This is a genomic window from Rhodococcus erythropolis R138 (assembly GCF_000696675.2).
Lineage (GTDB): Bacteria > Actinomycetota > Actinomycetes > Mycobacteriales > Mycobacteriaceae > Rhodococcus_F > Rhodococcus_F erythropolis.
The window spans coordinates 3,113,927-3,134,237 of record NZ_CP007255.1; the positions used below are offsets into that span (position 1 = coordinate 3,113,927).

Genomic DNA, 20,311 nt, shown 5'->3' on the forward strand with positions numbered 1-20,311 from the left:
AGAGTCGGCCATCAACATATCGTTGTCAGGAGGTGCCGGGGGACCGCCTAGACTGATGTACGTGGCGGGCCGAATTTCTGACAGAGACATCGCGGCCATTCGCGAACGCACTCGCATCGAGGACATCGTCGGTGAATACGTTTCACTCAAGCGTGCCGGTGGCGATTCGATCAAAGGTCTGTGTCCCTTTCACGACGAGAAGTCGCCGTCGTTCCACGTGCGACCCAACCACGGCCTCTACCACTGCTTTGGCTGCGGTGAGGGCGGGGACGTGTACTCGTTCCTGCAGAAGATGGATCACATCAGCTTTGTCGAGGCTGTCGAGCAGTTGGCGGATCGGCTCAGCTACACGATTTCGTACGAGGGTGGTGGGCCGTCCGTTCAGCGCGATCGCGGCACTCGTGCACGCTTGATCGCAGCAAACGCGGCGGCTCAGGAGTTCTACGCCGCTCGTCTGCGCGAACCCGATGCCCAGGCGGCTCGCGACTACCTCACCGAGAGAAACTTCGACGGTGCCGCAGCACTGCAGTTCGGGTGTGGATACGCGCCCGAAGGTTGGGACACTCTCACAAAACACTTGATGTCCAAGGGCTTCGAATTCAAGGAACTCGAAGCAGCCGGGCTGTCCAAAGAGGGGCGACGAGGTCCGATCGACCGGTTCCATCGCCGTCTTCTGTGGCCGATCCGCAGCGTCGCCGGTGACGTCATCGGCTTCGGTGCCCGCAAGCTTTTCGACGACGACACCATGCCGGGTAAGTATGTCAACACGCCGGAAACGATTCTCTACAAGAAGTCTCAGGTCTTGTTCGGCTTGGACCTCGCCAAGCGCGACATCGCCAAGGGACACCAGGCAGTAGTCGTCGAGGGCTACACCGACGTCATGGCGATGCACTTGGCCGGCGTCAAGACTGCCGTCGCTTCGTGCGGAACCGCCTTCGGTGAGGAGCACCTTGCGATGCTCCGCCGACTCCTGATGGACGACAGCTACTTTCGCGGTGAGATCATCTACACCTTCGACGGTGATGCCGCAGGGCAGGCCGCTGCGATGAAGGCGTTCGAGGGTGATCAGAAGATGGCCGGGCAGACGTTCGTCGCCGTCGCGCCCGATGGAATGGACCCGTGCGACTTGCGTCTGAAGTCTGGTGACGCCGCCGTTCGCGACCTCGTGGCACGGCGCACTCCGATGTTCGAGTTCGTGGTGAAGTCCATCCTCACCGAACACGATCTGGAGACCGCTGAAGGTCGCGTCGAGGCACTGCGTCGTACCGTTCCCGTCGTTGCGCAGATCAAGGAATCAACTCTGCGCGACAGCTATGCGAATCTGTTGTGCGGATGGGTCGGTTGGGACGATCTTCCGTCGGTTCGACGACGAGTGCGTGACGAAGCTCGCAAACGGGCGTCGACGCGCGGATCTTCGCCGGCGCCCAAGCGTCGTCAGGTTGTCGAGGCACCTGCTGCCGATGCGCTCGCGCTGCCGATCGGAATTTCCAGGCCCCGGCCCAACGATCCGGCGCTCTCGACGCAGCGAGCTGTCCTCAAGGCCGCATTGCAGCACCCTGGCATCGCCGGCAGTGTCTTCGACTCGTTGCCTCCCGAGACATTCACCCACCCCGCCTACGTTGTCATCAGACAGGCAATGGCTGACGCCGGTGGAACGAGCAAGGGGCTCGGTGGCGCCGAGTGGATCGAAGTCGTCACCAAGGGCGTCGAGGACATGACGGTGGCCTCGGTTGTATCTGAGCTGGCCGTCGAACCGATGCCGTGCGACGAAGACACGGTTCCGCGCTACATCAACGGAGTGCTCGCACGACTGCAGGAAGCGTGGGTGGGCGAGCAGGTTGCCGACCTCAAATCCAAGCTTCAGCGCGTTTCACCTGCTGCGGCCCCGGAGGAGTACAACTCACTGTTCGGAGACCTCGTGGCGCTGGAGCAGTATCGCCGACAGCTGCGTGAGCAGGCTGTCGGCGACCAAAGCGTCTGACCTAGCGGTTTTTCTTCAACTGGTCGTGGGGGACCAGAATCGTGGTCTCCTCGTTGATCGGCTTCATCGGCTCGAGCTTGGGCTGAGTACTCAGTGAGTCGGCCAGCTTCTGCCGTGACGCGTCCAACACCTTCTTTGTGGCCGGACTAGTGGCCACCGCCTTCGCGGCCCGGCTGATCTGCTCGTATCGTGCGCGGCCCGCTTTGGTTCCCAGGACGTACCCAGCTGCAACACCGATCAACAAACGCATCATTCCTGCTTCCCTCCAGCACCGATCGTCCTGACTCCATCCTGCCTGATGACTCGCTGGGCAGGCGATTTGGTACTTCGGTGGAGGATTCGCTACAGTTTCTCAGGCAACGCCGGAACGGGCGAAGCGAGCAAGACAATCCCCTGTAGCTCAATTGGCAGAGCTTCCGACTGTTAATCGGACGGTTGCTGGTTCGAGTCCAGCCGGGGGAGCAGCAAAGCCCCTCACCTGAGAAATCGGGTGGGGGGCTTTCTTGTATTCGTCGCCGCTAGTGCGTTTGCAGCAGACCCACCGATCGAAGTGCCGATCCGACGTCTGCCGCTTTGTTTGCTTGTTCTGCGAGAATTCCCAGCCGTCGAGCGCTGAGGACGTTCACCGGGTTGTCGTCGACGAAGAAGGTCTGCTGTGGACGCGCATCGAGAAACTCCAGCGCAGCCAGGAAGGCCGCAGGGGTCGGGTTTGGTAGCTCCGAGCATGCAGGAGAAAACATGCTTGTCGATTGCCACTGGAGTTACAACACTTTCGATGGCGGCCAACAGGACAGGCCCGTTGTCGTTTTCAGTGACGCCGATGGCCGCTGCACCCGTGAACGCGACGCGTAGATATTGGCGACAGATACACCAAAGCCCGACGCAAGTGTCTGCGTCGGGCTTTCGGTGGAACCGTCGAACTGTTTGACGGGTGCGCTTACTTCGCTGCGCGATCCGACGGCTCGAACAGCCGGATGATGTGGCTGGGGTTGATGTAATAGACACCATTCGGAGAATTGAGGACGAGAGTGTCTTCGGTGAAATCGGTGACGGTGCCGTTCAGCTTCGCGCCGTCGGACATGATGATCCGGATCGTGGCCTTCGAGTTCTTGAATTCGGTCAGTGCAAGCTTCATGTGGTGATCCTGTTCCGTGGGGTGTGCACTCCCACGGTATCGGCTCATCGCTCCTGTGCCGACCAACCTTGGAAGACTCGACTCGAAAGAGTGCAACGCGTCACCGCCTGCCCGATTGTGATCCGCGTCGGATGTGCCGGTAACATTCGGATTCGCCGCGATGCATCGCATCCGGATGGGGCGGTAGCTCAGTCGGTTAGAGCCGTGGACTCATAATCCATTGGTCGCGGGTTCGAGCCCCGCCCGCCCCACGTTCAGGTGCCGTGAGCCCGCGGGTCAGCCCCAATGACTTTTGTCGAAGATCATGCTGCAGACGATCGCCAAGGCGACTAGTGCGCAAAGTGCAATCACCAGGACAGTTGCCCACACGTTGTTGGGATTGAATCGCCTGGCAATGCGCCTGCGGTTGCGTCTGAGTCGAGCGTTCGTGGTCACACAACGAATCGTCGCATCATGATCGTCGATCGCAGATGAGGTGAAAGTCTCGGATCCAGATGACCAATTTCCCGACAGTGTCGGATGTGCAACGCTTCTGGACGTGACCGAGATGGCGACCACTCGGAAGACGAAGGAAAAGTAGGTACCTATCCAGGTATTTCAGCGTATGTGCTCAACCAGCCGAAGTGTCACGCTCTAGATGTACCTACGCACGGCGATCGAAGGTGATTTCGACGATCGAACTCAGGGGTCACTGAACAATTGTCTGTACCTGCCGACGCGAGCCCGGCCCACAGGTGACGACGATGCGTTCCAGTGACCCCCTGAGCGTCGACGCACGCTGGTTAAGCAGATAGCTGGCACGAAACCTTCTTCGCCTGGTGTAGGTGCAGGCAGTCGAGCCGACCCCCCGCGGCTCGGCTGCCCTCAACACGCGATGTGGGGTCCGAATGGCGGCGCCGAATTGGCGATTAGGGCGCCCGTCTGCGAACCGAATGTCAGTGAATGTAGAAGTTCTCGGAATTTCATTGGGAGACAGTAGGTTTGTTTGATCCCCAGGTTGAGGGAGTCTGGGGATCGCCTACCTGTGATTGGGGCACTCACGAACTGTGACGGAAAGGTCCGCTCCCGGATATTAGATTTACGGTGCGTCCGAACTGGCCGGAGATACTTGACGTGGAGTTTCCGGCGCCGACGTTCTACCGATATCGGGCCTTCTGCCCAGGACTCGCTTGGTGACCCATACGGCAGGTGCCGACAGGAACGGCAGATACACGAAGATATAGCTGTCGAACTCGATGCCCAACGCGAGATAAACCCCAAGGTGAAACCCGAGTAAGACGACGATCCCGATTCTGAACAAGACAGGGAAGAGCACGGCAACGATCAACCAGCCTTCAGCGAAGACAGTGGCGTAGTCGAGTGCTTTCCATAGCCACTCCGAATGGATGTCGAATAGTTCGTGGGTCAGCGGACCGAGCTTGGTGGGGTCAGCGACGTCTCGCGCAACGTAGCCCCGGGTTGCCTGCAATTCGGGGTTCAGCCAGCCCGACGCAGCTTTGGGTAGTGCCGCTGTAAACAGGGCGTAGGCGACCGTCACTGCCCAGATGAGCATGGGCAGTCCGCGGGTTTGAAGTGCTTTGCGTTGTGTGCGTGAACGTCGTGCGTCGAGGGACCATGCGGCGCCCCATCCAGCGGCTGCCATGGCCACCGGCAAGATTTCGAAAAGAATGAAGTGGTCGACCTTGCCGAAGGAATTGACCAACCCGCTGCCGGTCATGAGCGTGAGGGTCATTGCGATGGACGCGGCCGTCGTTCGATATCCGACCAAGATGGCGATCGCCAGGATGAATCGGGCGACCTCGAGTCCGACGAGGAAGTTCTCGGAGGGTAGTGACGACAGCAGGGAGAACGGACCGGATTGCGGATGAAACAGAATCGAGGGAACCTCGCCCGCCCACGTGTAGTCGATGGGAAACGCGATCACATATAGCGCGAAGAGAATTCGAATGACAGCGAGGAACCTCGCATCCCCGCGGTATGCCTCGCACAACTGATCGATGTGGTCGCGCAGGAACAACAGAGTTCCCGCACGGGCACTCAGAGATCAACCCTTGTCGTTTCGCACGGGTCAGTTGACGCATCGGTTCCGTCGGTGATGTCGATAATTGTTTTGCGCCAGCAGAACTCGATACTGTCCGGGATGGCACCACTTCCGACTTAGACGCTGCGGTTTCGGAGCCATTCGACCAATTCAGGGTCCGCGGTTCGGGTGTTTCGGTCGCCTGCCCCGCTGGGGCGGAACGCATAATCGAGTGATGCTCTCGCGGATGAGTAGCGAATATCGCCGGCGAGATCCACTGGGTTGGGACTGATCGTGGATCCGTCGGTGTAATGGAGAGTGATATCCAAGCCACTTCCACTGAACTCGCCGTCTGCATTGGGCACGCCACCGAAGCTGGGCATGCGAATTGTCGGGTACGGCTCAGGGCGGACACCGAACGAGTAGGCGCCTTGCACGAGGAGTGCGACTGCGAGTGCTGCGATCGCGATCAGTCGCCGATTGCTGCGCTTTGCTTCTGTTTCCGGCATGTCGACGTTCTTCCTGGCACCTGGTGCCGGTTTCTTCGAATGAGAAAAATAGAGGGGATTGCCGAGCGAGGGGACTGGGTGTTGTCGCGCGTCCGTGCAGATGTGCCGAAAGTAGTTGAAGTGTCGACGAAATATAGCTGCGCGATTGCCGCTTGTCGCAGTGTTGATTTGAAAATGGACTTTGGTCCGTCGAATGGGGGACGGTGTGCCCTGAATGCTTTGCCGCGCCTTAACTTCCAGCAAGCTTGGCCCCAGTCTGCTGTGAGAGCGGGATTTCACTCCTTCGTTGATGGCCGATTCAAGCGGAACGACAGATGCTTGACACTCGCTCAGAGGCAACATGATTCGACCCCGTATGTTTACGGGGTGACCAAACCCAACAAGCGAACTGTCGCCGTCATCGGTGCCATGGTTTTCACCGTCGTAGCGGTGATCGTAGGATTTGCGTACGAGCAATCCCGAGACAGTCGGGCAACTGCCTCTGTATCGCAGCCTGACAGTTCGGCGCCGGCGCTGAATGCCCCTACCGACGACTTCGACACGGTCGCAATTTTGGGGGACTCGTACTCGATTCCGAACACGACGGGAGATCATTGGCCGGCGCTGCTCGCCTTCGATCGTCGCTGGTACCTGGCAGATTTTGCGAGCGGTGGCACCGGCTACGTCCAGGGAAACGAGGAAAAAGGCAAGCTACCGTTCGGTGCGAAAATTGATCAGGTCGTTGCGGTGAATCCCGAGGTCGTCATCATCGCCGGCGGTCGGAACGATGTTTCGTACCCGCTCGAGGTGCGAGATGCGACTCGGGAGTTGTATGCGCAGCTACGAGATCGGCTTCCTCACGCCAAGGTTGTCGTCATCGGCCCCATCATGGACAACCGGCCTCCATCCGAGACCGCTGTCAATGTCAACGATCGAATCCGTTCCGCCGCTGAGCAGTACAAGCTGCCTTTCATTGATGCGCTCGCCGAGAACTGGCTGTCGGACCCGACGTTACTCAAGGAAGACGGCATGCATCCCACGCCGGCAGGTCAAAGGCTCATGTTCGAGAAGATCAGCGAGCACCTTCACTCGCTCGGTCTCTAGCTCTGAAGGAAAGCGAAGAGGACCCCGCAGGCGCGGGGTCCTCTTTTTCGTGAAAAGTATTGTCGGACTTAGGTCATCAGTAGCGAGGACTTTGGGCGCAGTCTTGGCTGGCCGGCTGCCTCGCACGGTGATGGAAAAGTTCGGGTAAGAAGGCTCTCGCGGGCTGTGTCGCCGCCCCTATCCGCGTTGCGGCTTTTGTGAATCGCAGTTCACCGCAGGTGATGCACGCGCGGCGATACCTACGCTGGGAGGTCGTCGGCGGAATGTCGTTTCTTGTGCCTTGCCGGTGGCTCGACCATCACTGCAGCCTGAACGGAGATGGAAGGGGCGGCGTAGATCATGTCGACAAGTTGGCCACCCTTGATGTTCTGCGCCACCCGTGATCAAACCGGGCAATCGGAACAAAGTGCTTGTCGAAGAGTTACAGTTGATGTTAATATGTAACGATAAGTCGCAAAATGAACATCGGCTTCGAGGTCGCGCTACCGGAAGCCGATGGGCGCCGGGGGAGATTGGTCTGCTGTCGATGGACGCGACGCCCGTTGGGTGGCACAGATCAAGGCTCTGCGAGTTGCTCCCGGTCGCACCTCTGATCAACCTGACAGACCAACGTAACGGAGAACATACTGTGGCAATCAAGAACTCGATCGCGCCTGGTGTCATAGCGGATCATGGAAACAGGCTGTTCGGCAACACTATTCGATCAGCTGAAGGTGAGGAACTCGTCCAGCGGCTGAATGCCATGTTCGAGCGAGCGAACAGCACAGGTCAGGTGGTGAATCAACGAGAACTCGCGACCGTGCTTTCTGCGCGGAGATCCGAGGATTCCCCGGGCGACCGGTCGATTCCGGCGCCTGACAGGCTGATGCATGCAACCGAGGGACTCTCGTACGAATCCCTCTCCTTGTTGATTTGTGCGGCCGAGCATTTGCTGCGTTCGGAAGGCGTACATGTCGACTCGGCGCCCTTCACCTGAGGGACGACGAGACTCGCCGAAGCCTCGGCCACGAACGCGTCACAGAATCTTCGAAAAACGAATCGAAAACCCTGGAAAATCGAAGTGGCCGGTCCTTCGCTGACGAACGAATATTTGTCACGAACGGAATGACGTTCATACGTCGTTGTTTGTAATTCCGTTGTGCGATAGGCGAATCGGACGCCCCGCGTTGCTCAACCGCAAGATCCCGATTCCGCAGCTTCGAAGGCTTCCTGGATGCGCTGACGCCCCTCAGCGTCGAATCCCCTCCAGTCGCGGTATGGTCCGCTCATGTATTCGCGGACTCGATCGATCGGTGACGCGGAATCGCTAGGAGTACGTCCCAATTCTTCGGCCAATCCGAGTATCGACTGGCAGATCTTTTCGACGGAGTCTGGTACTTCGAGCCTTCGGACCCACGTTCCGCCCGTTTCGGTTGTTGTCGTTGCGGTGTCGGGTTGCTGCACTGTCTGCGACCCGCAGCCCGCAATCAACAAGCCGGCAGCGAGAGTGGACAAGGCGAGCGAAGAGCGCATGTTTCGAATCAAACCAGATGCCGCAAACGATGATGGAAATACGGATCAACATTCGCCCCGGGCACTCGAATGAAGTGAATTGACGACCACCGCCTGCTCTTGCTGTTGCGCGGCTAGGGTGCGCCCACTTCCGCGCCACACGCGGAGAGCGTCAGCACGAAGGTAACCGCAATACCGAGCATGATTCGCTTCATCGGCCGATCGAAGCAGACTGACCCCGCCCTGGCGGACTATTCTCGATCCATGCCGATCACCCCGGATACAAAGAACTGGACCTGGGTCCTCGAACGCCCATGCGGCGAGTGCGGGTTTGATTCGTCCGCTGTTGCGTTCGCGGATGTTCCAGATCTTGTGCGTAGCAATGCCGTCTCGTGGGCCGAGGTACTGGAGCGCGAGAATGTGACGGAGCGACCGGACACCGAAACATGGTCAGCGCTGGAGTATTCCGCCCACGTACGCGACGTGTTCAGGATCTTCAAGGTGCGGTTGGAACAGATGCTCGAATTCGACGATCCGCGATTCGAGAACTGGGATCAAGACGCAACAGCTGAGGCCGAGCGGTACAACGACCAAGATCCGGCAACGGTGGCATCGGAATTGTCCGACGCCGCCGCGGAGGTCGCGAATGCCTTCGAAACCGTGCCAGAGGGTAGCCGCCAACGACGGGGTCTCCGCAGTGACGGATCGGCGTTCACCGTCGAATCGTTGGCGGCCTACTTCATTCACGATCCGATCCATCACCTGCACGACGTCTCGGCGTAGTCAGAGCCCGCGCACCTCCTCGAGGGTTCTTCTGGCTCCGACGGAGTGCAACGAGTCGAGGGTCTTTCGGAAGCTTGCGACAAATCGGCGATCGTCCACGAGATCGCCGAACACTTGGCGGTACCCGATGAAGGCCAACGGGTCGCTCGACTGTTTCTGGGCGAGCGGCACTAGAGCGTCCGACAGCTGATCGACGACGGTGATGGGATCTCCGTTCTCGTCTGTGCCCTCGGCGTAGCGGGCCCAGCTGGCGACAATTGCGGTGGACAGGTTGATCGACCCACCGGTGTCGAGTTGGGTCCGGATGACGGGCAACAGCCACTTGGGAATTCGATCGGACGACTCGGCGCACAGACGCGCAATCGTGTCGCGGACCTGGGGGTTCGAGAATCGTTCGATGAGGGTCTTCTTGTACTGATCGAGGTCGACGCCGGGTACCGGATCAAGGGTCGGCGTCGCTTCCAGATTCATGTAGTCGAGCAGGAACCCTGACAAGAGTTCGTCCTGGCATGCCTCGTGGACCAGGCGGTATCCGGCAAGGTAGCCGAAGTACGCGATGCCTTGATGGCTGGCATTGAGAAGGCGCAGTTTCATCAGTTCGTACGGGCGAACATCCGGCACGAGATTGACGCCGGCATTCTCCAGAGGTGGCCTGCCTGAGGTGAACTCGTCCTCGAGGAACCACGCGGTGAACGGCTCAGCTGCGACCGGCCACTGATCGTTCACACCAAACGTCTCGGCGATCTCGGTGGTCACCTCGGCTGTCGTGACGGGTGTGATCCGGTCGACCATGGAGTTGGGGAAGGCGCCGTTCTCTTCGATCCACTCCGCAAGTTCGGGATCCTTCAGAGCGGCGAACGCTCCGACTGCCGTCCTGGCGACCGATCCGTTGCCTTCGATGTTGTCGCAACTCATGATCGTGAACGGGGTGAGGCCCCGGTCGCGACGGAGTGCGAGTGCCGCACAAATCAGACCGAAGGTGGTGCGGGGGAGTGTTCCCGGCTCGAGATCGTGCATCACATCGGGATGGGACGCGTCGAACTCGCCCGTGGTGTGCGAGATGTTGTATCCGCCCTCGGTGATGGTGAGAGATACGATTTTCGTCGATTCGGATGCCATCTTTTCGATCACCGCCTCTGGATCCTCCGGAGCGAACAGGTACTCGACGATCGACCCGATGACCCGGCCTTGGAGGGTTCCGTCAGCATGCTTGAGCGCCAGCGTGTAGAGGCCGTCCTGCGCGCGGAGAGCGTCTTTCATTTGCTTGTCCGACGGCATCACTCCCACTCCGCAGATTCCCCAGTCGAAGGCTTCACCTCGTCGCAGGAGGGTATCGATGTACATGGCCTGGTGTGCACGGTGAAAGCCTCCGACACCGAAATGCACTATGCCGGTAGTGACTTTGCTCCGGTCGTAGGTCGGCACTTCGAGTGCAGCATCGAAGTCGAGCAAGGTCTTCGTATTGAGTTCCATGAAAGTTCTAGTCTCCTTCGGCGACGATGACTACGGCTTTGATGCTGCCGGGAATGCGATCGGCCACCAGGGCCTCTTGCGATTGTTCGAGTGAAAAGCGTGCTGTGACCATCGAATCCAGGTCGACGCGCCCGGCAGCGACCAGTGCGGCGGCGATCGGCCACGTGTTGGCGTATCGGAACACTCCGGTGAGCATCAGTTCGCGATTCTGAATGATCGGGACCGGCAACGGTATCTCGTCGGCACCCATTCCGACCAGAACGACGGTCCCAGCGGGCCGAACTGCGTGAATCCCGTCGATCACTGCGGCCGTGGCACCCGAGGCGTCGATGAACGCATCGACGGCCAGCGAGCGTACGTCGCTTTCACGAGGATCAACGACGGTTGTTGCGCCGAATTTCAGTGCCACATCACGCCGGGCCGCATCGATGTCCGAGACGATGACTTCCGTCGCGCCGAATGCCTTGGCCACCTGCGTCGTCACGATTCCTACCGGGCCGGCGCCGGCGATCAACACACGAGAGCCGGCAGTGATTCCCGCTTTCTGGGCTGAGGCGATCCCTACGGAGAGTGGCTCGAACAGCGCAGCTGCCTCGTAGGACACGGAATCTGCGATGGGATGGGCGAAGTCGGCACCGATCGTGACGTAGTCGGTCAGCGCACCGTCGATCGGCGGCGTCGCGAAGAACTCCATCTGAGGGCAGAGGTTGTATCTGCCTGCCTTGGATTCGGAACTGGTCGGATCCGGCTTCTGAGGCTCGATGGAGACGCGCTGCCCGATGCGTCTTGGGTCGACGCCGTCACCGACTGCGGCGATGCGTCCAGATGCTTCGTGTCCGAGAACGAGCGGTGAGTTGACTACGTAAGGGCCGATGCGACCTTCGTGAAAGTAGTGCGCGTCCGACCCGCACACGCCCACTGCATGGATGCGAACGAGGACTTCACCCGTCTTCGGGGACGGTCGTGGTCTCTCGACCATCTGCATCTTTCCGGTCTCAACGAGGACATTTGCCCGAATTGTCGCAGGTAGATCGACGGATTCTCCGGAAACTGTTGTGTGGGTCACAGCGTAGATGTTAGCTTAATGAGCATAAGAACATCTAGTGAGCATTTGCTCACGATCGAGAAACTTTGAACCTGATGCACAAGGAGACCGTGTGAACCAGTCGGCTCAGCCCACAGGACTCAAGTCGTCGAAGTTGCCGGCTTCCGAGGATGTGCGGCTCGCCTTGCGGGCAGCGACCATGTATCACCTCGAAGGCGCTACTCAGGCGGAGATTGCAGCGAAGTTGGGCGTCTCGCGGCCTACGGCCGGGCGGCTGTTGGCCAGGGCGCGGACGCAAGGTTTGGTCAGGGTCGAGATTATGGTGCCGCCGGAGCTCGAAGGTTCGGTGAACACGGAGTTGGAATCGAAACTGGAGAAGCACTTCGGGTTGGCCGAAGTTTTGATTGTGCCCGAAGCAAATTCGGACTCGGACGATCCGGACTTCGACGCGCTCGGCCGACGAGCAGCGGAAGTTCTGGTTCGTCGTCTGCAGCCGTCGAGCGTTCTCGGGTTTACCTGGGGTCCGGAAACCGTTGCGGTAGCAGGATCTTTGCCAGACAAGGCGGCGAAGTGCTCGGCTGTGGTACAACTTGACGGCTCCATGACGGTGACCGACTACCAAACCGGTGTCGACTTCACCATCGGCCGATGTGCACAACAGTTGCAGGCCAATCCTGTTCGCCTCAATGCTCCGCTATATGCCGACCCGGCGACTGTGGAGTCGATGCGAAACGACTCGGTCATCTCGAAGGCGCTGCAAGCCGGAACTGATTCCGACATCATGGTTTTCGGAGTCGGTGCCGTCTCGACTGCCACGACCTTGTTTGCCGGTAGCTTCGTCGACTCGACCATGCTGGACGAGTTGGAAAGTCGAGGCGCTGTCGGTGAAATCGGCGGCCGTTTCTACACGATCGACGGCAATCCAGTGGAGGGGCCACTGCCTGAGCGAACGGTCTCCGTATCGCTCGATGCAGTGAAATCCTGCGATCAGACGATTCTGATTTCGGGGGGAACACACAAACGCCAGGCCGTTCTGGGCGCATTGCACGGAGGTTTGGCAAACGTACTCGTCACCGACGTCGAGTGCGCCCAGTGGCTGCTCGAAGGCTAGCGATCTCACGAGTTTCGCTGTCCGAGCGCGCGACTGACACGCAAGTGTGAAGGAAGGTAATCCGTGAAAACAGGAAGACGAGTGTGGGGCGCTGCCGCGGCGGCGCTCTGCCTCCTGGTGTCGGGATGTGCGGGCGCTGGTGCGCTCGGTGGTTCCGGCGAACGAACAGTCACCATCGCGATGGTGTCGAACTCGCAGATGCAGGACGCCATCAAACTGGCGCCGGCTTTCGAAGCCGAGAACCCTGGCATCGACCTCAAATTCGTCAGCCTTTCCGAGAACCAGGCGCGTGCCAAGATCACAGCGTCGACGGCAACCGGCGGCGGTGAGTTCGACGTCGTGATGATCAGCAACTACGAGACACCTCAGTGGGCCGCCAACGGTTGGCTCACGAACCTGTCCGAGTATGCAGACAAGACGCCCGGTTATGACGAGGACGACTTCATACCGTCGATCAAGACTTCTCTGTCATACGAGGACAGTATGTACGCGGTCCCGTTCTACGGGGAGTCGTCGTTCCTGATGTACCGCAAGGATCTGTTCGATCAGGCGGGGATAACAGTTCCCGAAGACCCGACGTGGCAAGAAGTTGCAGGTTGGGCAGCGCAGTTCGACAACCCGGATGCCAAGATGGCGGGAATCTGTTTGCGTGGAAAGCCTGGCTGGGGTGAGGTACTCGCACCGCTGAACACCGTGATCAACACCTTCGGTGGACGCTGGTACGACGAGAATTGGAATGCGCAGTTGACCAGTCCGCAGGTCGAGGATGCGGTTCAGTTCTACGTGGACACGGTCAAGGAGCACGGTCAGCCAGGTCCTGCCACAAGCGGATTCGGTGAATGTGCAACACAATTCGCGCAAGGCAACACGGCGATGTGGTACGACGCGACGTCGGCTGTGTCGGTTCTCGAGGACCCTGCGTCGTCGAAGGTAGTCGGCAACATCGGATATGCGAAGGCCCCAAGGTCGAGAAGTCCGATCCTGGTTGGCTCTACACCTGGGCGCTCGGAATCCCGGAGTCGGCAAAGAACAAAGATGACGCCTGGAAGTTCATTTCCTGGATGACGAACAAGGACTACATCCAGAAGGTCGGAACCGAACTCGGCTGGTCGAGAGTTCCTCCGGGAAGTCGCCTATCGACCTACGAGATTTCGGAATATCAAGAGGCCGCACAGGCATTCGGTCCGATCACCCTCGAATCGATCAACAATGCAGATCCGAAGAACCCGACAGTGCAACCGGTTCCGTACACCGGCGTCCAGTTCCTCACCATCCCTGAGTTTCAGGACCTGGGCACTCGCGTCAGCCAGCAGATCAGTGCTGCCATCGCGGGTCAGAAGAGCGTGAAAGAAGCACTCGAACAATCCCAGCAGTATGCCGAGGTGGTCGGCAAGACCTATCAGGAGAACCGATGACTACGGTTGCCGAGCCCAGAACTACGGTGGACGACGCGCCACCGGTCCGTGTCGAAAAGAAGATCTCCCGCGCCGAGGGTTGGCGTCGTAGAGGTCCCCTGTTGCCGGCGTTGATCTTTTCGATCGTCGTCACCCAGATTCCGTTTCTGTTCACCCTCTACTACTCGACGCAGTCGTGGAACCTTGTCCGGCCGGGATCGCGGCACTTCAACGGGTTCGACAACTACATCGAGGTTTTCAAGGACAGTCAGTTTCGGGAAGTCGCGGTCAACACGGTCATCATGATCGTGGGTACGGTCATCGTTTCGGTGATCCTCGGACTCGCGTTGGCACTGCTACTCGACAGAGCCTTCCTCGGTCGCGGGATCGTGCGGACACTGCTGATCACGCCATTTCTCATCACCCCCGTCGCTGGCGCGTTGCTCTGGAAGACAACAATGTTCGACCCGGTGTTCGGTATCGTGAACTTTGTCCTCCAGCCGTTCGGTGTCGGCCAGGTCGACTGGGTCAGCAAGTTTCCGCTCGCCGCCGTCATGATCAATCTGATCTGGCAGTGGACGCCTTTCATGATGCTGCTCATTCTGGCCGGCTTGCAGTCCATGCCCCGAGACATCCTCGAAGCCGCACGGGTGGACGGAGCCAAGCCGTTTGCGATGTTCCGCGAACTGACACTGCCGCACCTGCGCCGCTTCATCGAACTCGGTGCAGTTCTGGGTGCGATCTACCTCGTGAACACCTTTGACGCGGTGTACATGATGACGTCGGGCGGGCCCGGCGTGGCCAGTTCGAATCTGCCGTTCTACATCTACCAGCGCGCGTTCCTCGGCTTCGACGTAGGTCAAGCTGCGGCGATGGGTGTCGTGACAGTGATCGCGACCATCATCGTCTCGACACTCGCGCTCCGATTGATCTTCAAGAGCTTCACCGGCAACGAGGAGGCGGCGTGATGACTGCCGTAGAGACGACAAGCGCGACGACCGACAAACCCGTCGTCAAGAAAAAGAAGAGCAGTAAGTTCAGTCCGTGGTCGGTCGTGGCGTGGATCGCCGCTCTCGGATTCTTCTTCCCGGTCTTCTGGATGGTCCTGACCGCGTTCAAGACCGAGGCAGACGCCTACACGGACCCGCCGAAGCTGTTCTTCACTCCCACCCTCGAACAGTTCCGTGCCGTCCTCGATTCCGGTCTGGGTACAACGCTGGCGAACTCGGCATTTGCCACAGGAATGTCGACGATTCTTGTTCTGCTACTGGGTGTTCCGGCTGCGTTTGCATTGTCTCTTCGCCCGGTGAAGAAGACGCAGGATGTGCTGTTCTTCTTCATCAGTACCAAGATGCTCCCAGTCGTCGCCGCAATCGTGCCGCTGTACGTGATCGTCAACGACATCGGATTGCTCGACAACATCTGGGCGCTGGTCATCTTGTACACATCGATGAATCTGCCGATCGCAGTGTGGATGATGCGTTCGTTCTTTCTCGAAGTCCCCGGCGAGCTTCTCGAAGCCGCCAGCATGGACGGCGCGAGTTTGTGGACCTCGGTTCGAGAGGTGATCCTCCCGCTGATCTCGCCCGGAATTGCTGCGACTGCGCTGATCTGCGTGATCTTCTCGTGGAACGAATTCTTCTTCGCAGTCAACCTGACAGCTGTTCAAGCGCAGACGATTCCGGTCTTCCTGGTCGGGTTCATCACCGGCGAGGGCCTGTACTGGGCTCGGCTCTCCGCGGCAGCGACCATGGCGGCATTGCCCGTCATCCTGGCCGGTTGGTTCGCCCAGAACAAACTGGTGCGCGGCCTGTCCTTCGGTGCAATCAAATAATTCTCCTCACCCTCTCAGGAGTTCGTCATGGCTGAAATCTCGTACCAGAAAGCGTCTTGCATCTACGAAGGTGCCGGGACCCTCGCTGTAGATTCACTCGATCTTGACATCAAGGACGGGGAGTTCATCGTGCTCGTCGGTCCGTCAGGTTCCGGAAAGTCCACGGCCCTGCGCATGTTGGCAGGGCTCGAGGACATCGATTCCGGTGCGATCACCATCAACGGCAAGGACATGACCGATGTCCCGTCGAAGGATCGCGACATCGCAATGGTCTTCCAGAATTACGCGCTGTACCCCAATAAAACCGTCGGCGAAAACATGGGGTTCGCGTTGAAGATGCGCGGTGTGCCCGTCGAGGAGCGTAAGAAGAAAGTTGCCGAAGCGGCCAAACTGCTTGACCTGACGGAATACCTCGACCGCAAGCCGGCCAAGCTTTCCGGCGGTCAACGGCAGCGAGTTGCCATGGGCCGAGCAATCGTTCGTGAACCGCAAGTGTTCTGCATGGACGAGCCGCTCTCCAACCTCGACGCAAAGCTACGCGTCCAGACCCGCACGCAGATCGCGGCGTTGCAGCGTCGTCTCGGAACCACCACCGTCTACGTCACGCACGATCAGGTGGAAGCGATGACGATGGGTGATCGCGTGGCAGTGCTCAAGGGCGGCAAGTTGCAACAATTCGCTTCTCCGACAGAACTTTACGATCGGCCGGCCAATGCGTTTGTTGCCGGCTTCATCGGATCTCCAGGTATGAACTTGGTAACGGCGCCGGTCAGTTCGGGTGGGGTGCGTTTCGGCGACGTCGAGGTTCCGCTGGACCGCGAGCAGATGGCGGCAATCGCCGCGGCCGGTCTGGCTTCGGTCACAGTAGGAATTCGGCCCGAGCAATTCCAGGTGGTTGCTGCCGGAGACGGAATCGCAGCTCAGATCGACCTGGTAGAGGAACTGGGCAACGAGTCGTACATCTACGCACACGTGCCTGGAACCGAAGCCGACCCGATCTCGCTCGTTGCACGCACCGGCGGGCGATCGAAGCTGCAGTACGGCCAGACGCTGGGCTTCGAGCGGGTGGACGGTCCTGTTCACCTCTTCGACCCGACTACGGGTGAGCGCGTGGGTAGCTGAATCCCACCACAATCGTGACCTGCTCGGCACCCGAACTCGTTCGTGCCGAGCAGGTCACATCCATCTTCGACTGGTGAGAAGGTTAGGGTCTACCGATGAGTGATACACGCGAACGATCCGTCGTGGTGTGTGGTGAGGGACTGGTTGATCTGGTTCCGGTGGGGGAGAACTTCTCACCCAAGTTGGGCGGTGGACCGTTCAACGTTGCGATCGCGGTGGGTCGACTCGGATCCGACGTGGGATTCGTCTCTCGCTTGTCCACCGACGCGTTCGGAGATCGGATGATCGACTCGCTGGCCGCGTCGAATGTCGACACGACCGGAGTCGAACGTGGGTCCGAGCCGACAACTCTGGCCGTCGTGAACCTTGCAGCGGACGGAGGTGCGCGGTATTCCTTCTACCTCGAGGGAACGGCGGATCGACAGTTCGCGCTGCCGAAACTTCCCTCTGCCCGGGCATTCTCGTTCGGAACGCTGTCGCTGGTGCTCGAGCCCGGGGCCTCCGCTTACGAAGCCATGCTGCACGAAGCACACGCCCGCGGTCGACTCACCATGGTGGACCCCAACATTCGTCCGGCGGTGATCTCGGACCCGGAAGCATATCGACGACGATTTCGTTCGTGGTTGCCTGCCATCGATATTCTCAAAGTGAGCGACGACGACGCGAAGTGGTTGGGTTCGGTCGACGGCGCCGAGTGGCTCGACGAAGGCGTCGGCGCCGTACTGCTCACCCGTGGCGGTGACGGGTTGCGGTTGATCACCAAGGAACTCGATGTTTCGGTGCCGGCGCCCGCAGTTGACGTCGCGGACACGATCGGTGCGGGCGATACCGTTCACGGAGCCCTGCTGGCCTACCTTGATCGTCACGATGCACTCGACGTCGCCGTTGTGCGTGCGTTCTCCGAGGCAGATTGGTCGGCCGCGTTGACCTTTGCCGCACGCGCGGCAGCCGTCACCGTGTCACGACCAGGGGCGGATCCGCCGTGGTCAAGGGAGTTGGGCCTGCCCGTCTAGCACTGGGGACCACCGCCCTACTGCGAGCGCAGTACGTCGAACTGCCTACCTGTGCACGATGTGCGACGGGGTCGTGTATCGGCACAGTGATACGCATGTCGATATTCCTGTACAAACTCTCGCGACTCGCGTTTCGTCGTCGCTGGGCAATGGTGGGCTTCTGGGTCGTCCTGCTGGTGGCGGGCGGAGTAGGCGCAGCAACGCTGTCCGGTCCGACCGTCAACACATTGTCGATCCCGGGCACAGAATCGCAAGCGGCACAGGACCTTCTGGCTGAACGGTTCCCGGAATCGTCCACCGGCGGAGCCAGTGCTCGCATAGTCTTCGAATCTCCGGCGGGCACGACGCTCGCCGATCCGGCCATTCGACAATCCGTCAGTGAATTGGTCTCTGCGCTCGGGAAGGACCCCGAGGTTGCAGCGGTATCGGATCCGTATGCATCCGGCGGAGTGTCGCCGACCGGGACGATCGGATACATGCAGGTCTCCTATACCGCCGACTCGATGGACTTGCCGGACAGTTCGAAAGAACTGCTCGAGTCCGCTGTCCACGACGCCTCGGATTCAGGGCTGGCAGTCGATGTTGCCGGCAACGTGCTGATGGAAAGCAGCGCCGAATCGATGGGAGAGGTGATCGGAGTCGCGATCGCCGCGGTGGTGCTGACCGTCACCTTCGGTTCCTTGGTTGCGGCGGGGCTTCCTTTGATCAGCGCGTTGATCGGCATCGGCATCGCGATCTGCACGATCACCATCGCAACTGGTTTCATCGAATTGGGTTCGAGCACAACCGTCCTGGCAATGATGCTGGGGCTCGCCGTGGCGATCGACTATTCGCTGTTCATCGTCTCGCGCTACCGCTCCGAACTACGTGACGGACATGATCCGGAAATTGCTGCGGGCCGCGCAGCGGGGACTGCGGGTTCGGCCGTAGTGTTCGCGGGGTTGACCGTCCTTATCGCACTGGCCGGACTGTTCGTCGTGAACATCCCGTTCCTGACAAGCATGGGTCTGGCTGCAGCATTCGCAGTTGCTGTTGCAGTGGTGATTTCACTGACGCTGCTGCCCGCCACACTCGGATTTGCAGGGTCGCGCGTCCTGAGTCGGTCTGATCGTCGACTGCTGGCGTCCGGCGGTGAACTGACACACCGGAAACAGTCGGAGGGGGCGGGCTCGCGATGGGCCAAGTTCGTGATCCGGCGTCGAGTTCCGGTTTTGCTCGCGTCAGTCCTCGGGTTGGGATTGCTGGCGATCCCCACCTTCGGAATCAACCTGAGTTTGGCGAGCCCACCAGTGCCCGACACAACTGCCGCCAGGGCTACCGACCGACTATCCGAGGGGTTCGGTGCCGGGTTCAGCGGTCCGCTCATGGTGGTCGTCGACGTTGCCGACGCCGCAGATCCGGCAGCGGCATTGAGCGGCGCCCAGGAAAAGCTCGGTGCTCTGCCCGACGTAGCGGCAGTGACGCCGCCAGCACTCAATCAGGCCGGCGATACAGCAGTCATCACGGTGGTTCCCTCGAGTGGCCCGGAAACCGAGGCAACAAAGGCGCTCGTCGCAGATATACGTGAGGTCGCCGGATCACTGACCGACGAGACCGGGGCCACGATGTCGGTCACCGGTCAGACAGCGTTGACGATCGACGTCTCGGACCGCTTGGCTGATGCCCTCGTTCCCTACCTCGCATTGGTCGTCGGCCTCGCCTTCATTCTTTTGATGCTGGTGTTCCGCTCGATCTTGGTACCGCTCAAGGCAACTCTCGGATTTCTGCTCTCGATCGGCGCGACGTTCGGTGTGCTGGTCGCGATCTTCCAGTGGGGTTGGTTCGCCGGCATTCTCGGAATCGAAGGCCAAACCGGATCAGTTGTGGCGATGTTGCCCATCTTCATGATCGGCATCGTCTTCGGGTTGGCGATGGACTACCAGGTGTTCCTGGTGACCAGAATGCGTGAAGCGTTCGTCCACGGTGACGGACCGGACGAAGCAGTCGTGAAGGGCTTCGACCAGGGCGCCCGAGTCGTCACGGCCGCGGCGCTGATCATGATCGCCGTTTTCGCGGGCTTCATCTTCGGCGGCGACGCCTTCATCATGCAGATCGGACTCGGACTCTCGTTCGCGGTTCTGTTCGACGCCTTCGTGATTCGTATGACCGTCGTACCGGCCGTCATGTCCCTGTTGGGCTCGAAGGCATGGTGGTTCCCCTCATGGCTGGACCGGTTGGTCCCGAACGTCGATGTCGAGGGGGAGCAGTTGACTGCGCTGCTCGCAGATTCGAAGGAATCCAGTGAACCCACGAGCGACAAGTTGTCGGTATGACCCGG

Annotated in this window: 17 protein-coding genes, 2 tRNA genes and 1 pseudogene; 12 read left to right on the forward strand and 8 right to left on the reverse strand. The window is 59.9% G+C overall.

Annotation, left to right across the window (positions count from 1 at the left end):
- Positions 1-61 precede the first annotated feature (61 nt).
- Positions 62-1,981, forward strand: a complete 1,920-nt coding sequence (dnaG, locus tag H351_RS14535; protein WP_003941578.1) for a DNA primase — start codon at positions 62-64, stop codon at positions 1,979-1,981.
- Between the two features lies 1 nt (position 1,982).
- Here dnaG and H351_RS14540 read toward each other — a convergent pair whose 3' ends face one another.
- Positions 1,983-2,234 (reverse strand): hypothetical protein, encoded by a 252-nt coding sequence (locus H351_RS14540; RefSeq protein ID WP_003941570.1) that lies wholly within the window; start codon positions 2,232-2,234, stop codon positions 1,983-1,985.
- A 136-nt stretch (positions 2,235-2,370) separates the two neighbouring features.
- Here H351_RS14540 and H351_RS14545 point away from each other — a divergent pair.
- Positions 2,371-2,443 (forward strand) — tRNA-Asn (locus H351_RS14545).
- A 56-nt stretch (positions 2,444-2,499) separates the two neighbouring features.
- On the opposite strand, the gene H351_RS14550 is transcribed toward H351_RS14545, so the two are convergent.
- Together H351_RS14550 and H351_RS32530 are read right to left on the reverse strand one after the other, a co-directional pair.
- Positions 2,500-2,721 carry an HAD-IA family hydrolase gene (locus H351_RS14550; RefSeq protein ID WP_020969948.1) on the reverse strand — a complete coding sequence of 74 codons (222 nt, stop codon included), beginning with the start codon at positions 2,719-2,721 and terminating at the stop codon, positions 2,500-2,502.
- Positions 2,722-2,918: 197 nt separating this feature from the next.
- Entirely contained in the window at positions 2,919-3,116 is a 198-nt protein-coding gene (locus H351_RS32530) for a hypothetical protein (protein ID WP_003941659.1), read from the reverse strand.
- A gap of 177 nt (positions 3,117-3,293) precedes the next feature.
- Here H351_RS32530 and H351_RS14560 point away from each other — a divergent pair.
- A tRNA-Ile gene (locus tag H351_RS14560) sits at positions 3,294-3,367 on the forward strand.
- An 827-nt stretch (positions 3,368-4,194) separates the two neighbouring features.
- Here the strand turns inward: H351_RS14560 and H351_RS14565 are convergent.
- Positions 4,195-5,133 carry an HTTM domain-containing protein gene (locus H351_RS14565; RefSeq protein WP_029255628.1) on the reverse strand — a complete coding sequence of 313 codons (939 nt, stop codon included), beginning with the start codon at positions 5,131-5,133 and terminating at the stop codon, positions 4,195-4,197.
- 140 nt (positions 5,134-5,273) lie between these two features.
- Entirely contained in the window at positions 5,274-5,645 is a 372-nt protein-coding gene (locus tag H351_RS32100; RefSeq protein ID WP_029255627.1) for a hypothetical protein, read from the reverse strand.
- A gap of 366 nt (positions 5,646-6,011) precedes the next feature.
- On the opposite strand from H351_RS32100, the gene H351_RS32105 reads away from it, so the two are divergent.
- On the forward strand, positions 6,012-6,728 hold the full coding sequence (locus tag H351_RS32105) for an SGNH/GDSL hydrolase family protein (protein WP_024487644.1): 717 nt from the start codon (positions 6,012-6,014) through the stop codon (positions 6,726-6,728).
- A 1,170-nt stretch (positions 6,729-7,898) separates the two neighbouring features.
- On the opposite strand, the gene H351_RS32535 is transcribed toward H351_RS32105, so the two are convergent.
- On the reverse strand, positions 7,899-8,240 hold the full coding sequence (locus H351_RS32535) for a hypothetical protein (protein WP_020969943.1): 342 nt from the start codon (positions 8,238-8,240) through the stop codon (positions 7,899-7,901).
- A 243-nt stretch (positions 8,241-8,483) separates the two neighbouring features.
- Between H351_RS32535 and H351_RS14590 the strand changes: the two genes are divergently transcribed.
- Positions 8,484-9,002 carry a DinB family protein gene (locus H351_RS14590; protein ID WP_020969942.1) on the forward strand — a complete coding sequence of 173 codons (519 nt, stop codon included), beginning with the start codon at positions 8,484-8,486 and terminating at the stop codon, positions 9,000-9,002.
- On the opposite strand, the gene H351_RS14595 is transcribed toward H351_RS14590, so the two are convergent.
- Together H351_RS14595 and H351_RS14600 are read right to left on the reverse strand one after the other, a co-directional pair.
- Complete coding sequence (locus tag H351_RS14595) at positions 9,003-10,475, reverse strand: mannitol dehydrogenase family protein (RefSeq protein ID WP_020969941.1); 1,473 nt, start codon at positions 10,473-10,475, stop codon at positions 9,003-9,005.
- A gap of 7 nt (positions 10,476-10,482) precedes the next feature.
- The gene (locus tag H351_RS14600) at positions 10,483-11,493 is read right to left on the reverse strand and encodes an NAD(P)-dependent alcohol dehydrogenase (RefSeq protein ID WP_029255625.1); all 1,011 of its coding nucleotides are present in this window, start codon (positions 11,491-11,493) and stop codon (positions 10,483-10,485) included.
- A 139-nt stretch (positions 11,494-11,632) separates the two neighbouring features.
- Here H351_RS14600 and H351_RS14605 point away from each other — a divergent pair, with 139 nt between their 5' ends.
- The 7 genes and pseudogenes from H351_RS14605 (at position 11,633) to H351_RS14635 (ending at position 20,306) form a co-directional block, all read left to right on the forward strand.
- Positions 11,633-12,631, forward strand: coding sequence for a sugar-binding transcriptional regulator (locus tag H351_RS14605; RefSeq protein ID WP_029255624.1), 999 nt, complete (start codon positions 11,633-11,635; stop codon positions 12,629-12,631).
- 63 nt (positions 12,632-12,694) lie between these two features.
- Positions 12,695-14,046 (forward strand): annotated as a pseudogene (locus H351_RS14610) (ABC transporter substrate-binding protein).
- Entirely contained in the window at positions 14,043-14,993 is a 951-nt protein-coding gene (locus H351_RS14615) for a carbohydrate ABC transporter permease (RefSeq protein ID WP_019748978.1), read from the forward strand. The pseudogene H351_RS14610 and the gene H351_RS14615 overlap by 4 nt, the downstream one beginning before the upstream one ends.
- Positions 14,993-15,859, forward strand: a complete 867-nt coding sequence (locus H351_RS14620; protein ID WP_020969937.1) for a carbohydrate ABC transporter permease — start codon at positions 14,993-14,995, stop codon at positions 15,857-15,859. Before H351_RS14615 ends, H351_RS14620 begins: the two co-directional genes overlap by 1 nt.
- 27 nt (positions 15,860-15,886) lie before the next feature.
- Positions 15,887-16,981 (forward strand): ABC transporter ATP-binding protein, encoded by a 1,095-nt coding sequence (locus H351_RS14625; protein ID WP_019748976.1) that lies wholly within the window; start codon positions 15,887-15,889, stop codon positions 16,979-16,981.
- Between the two features lie 95 nt (positions 16,982-17,076).
- Positions 17,077-17,994 (forward strand): carbohydrate kinase family protein, encoded by a 918-nt coding sequence (locus H351_RS14630; RefSeq protein ID WP_029255623.1) that lies wholly within the window; start codon positions 17,077-17,079, stop codon positions 17,992-17,994.
- 95 nt (positions 17,995-18,089) lie between these two features.
- The gene (locus tag H351_RS14635; protein WP_024487648.1) at positions 18,090-20,306 is read left to right on the forward strand and encodes an MMPL family transporter; all 2,217 of its coding nucleotides are present in this window, start codon (positions 18,090-18,092) and stop codon (positions 20,304-20,306) included.
- The last annotated feature ends 5 nt before the right edge of the window (positions 20,307-20,311 follow it).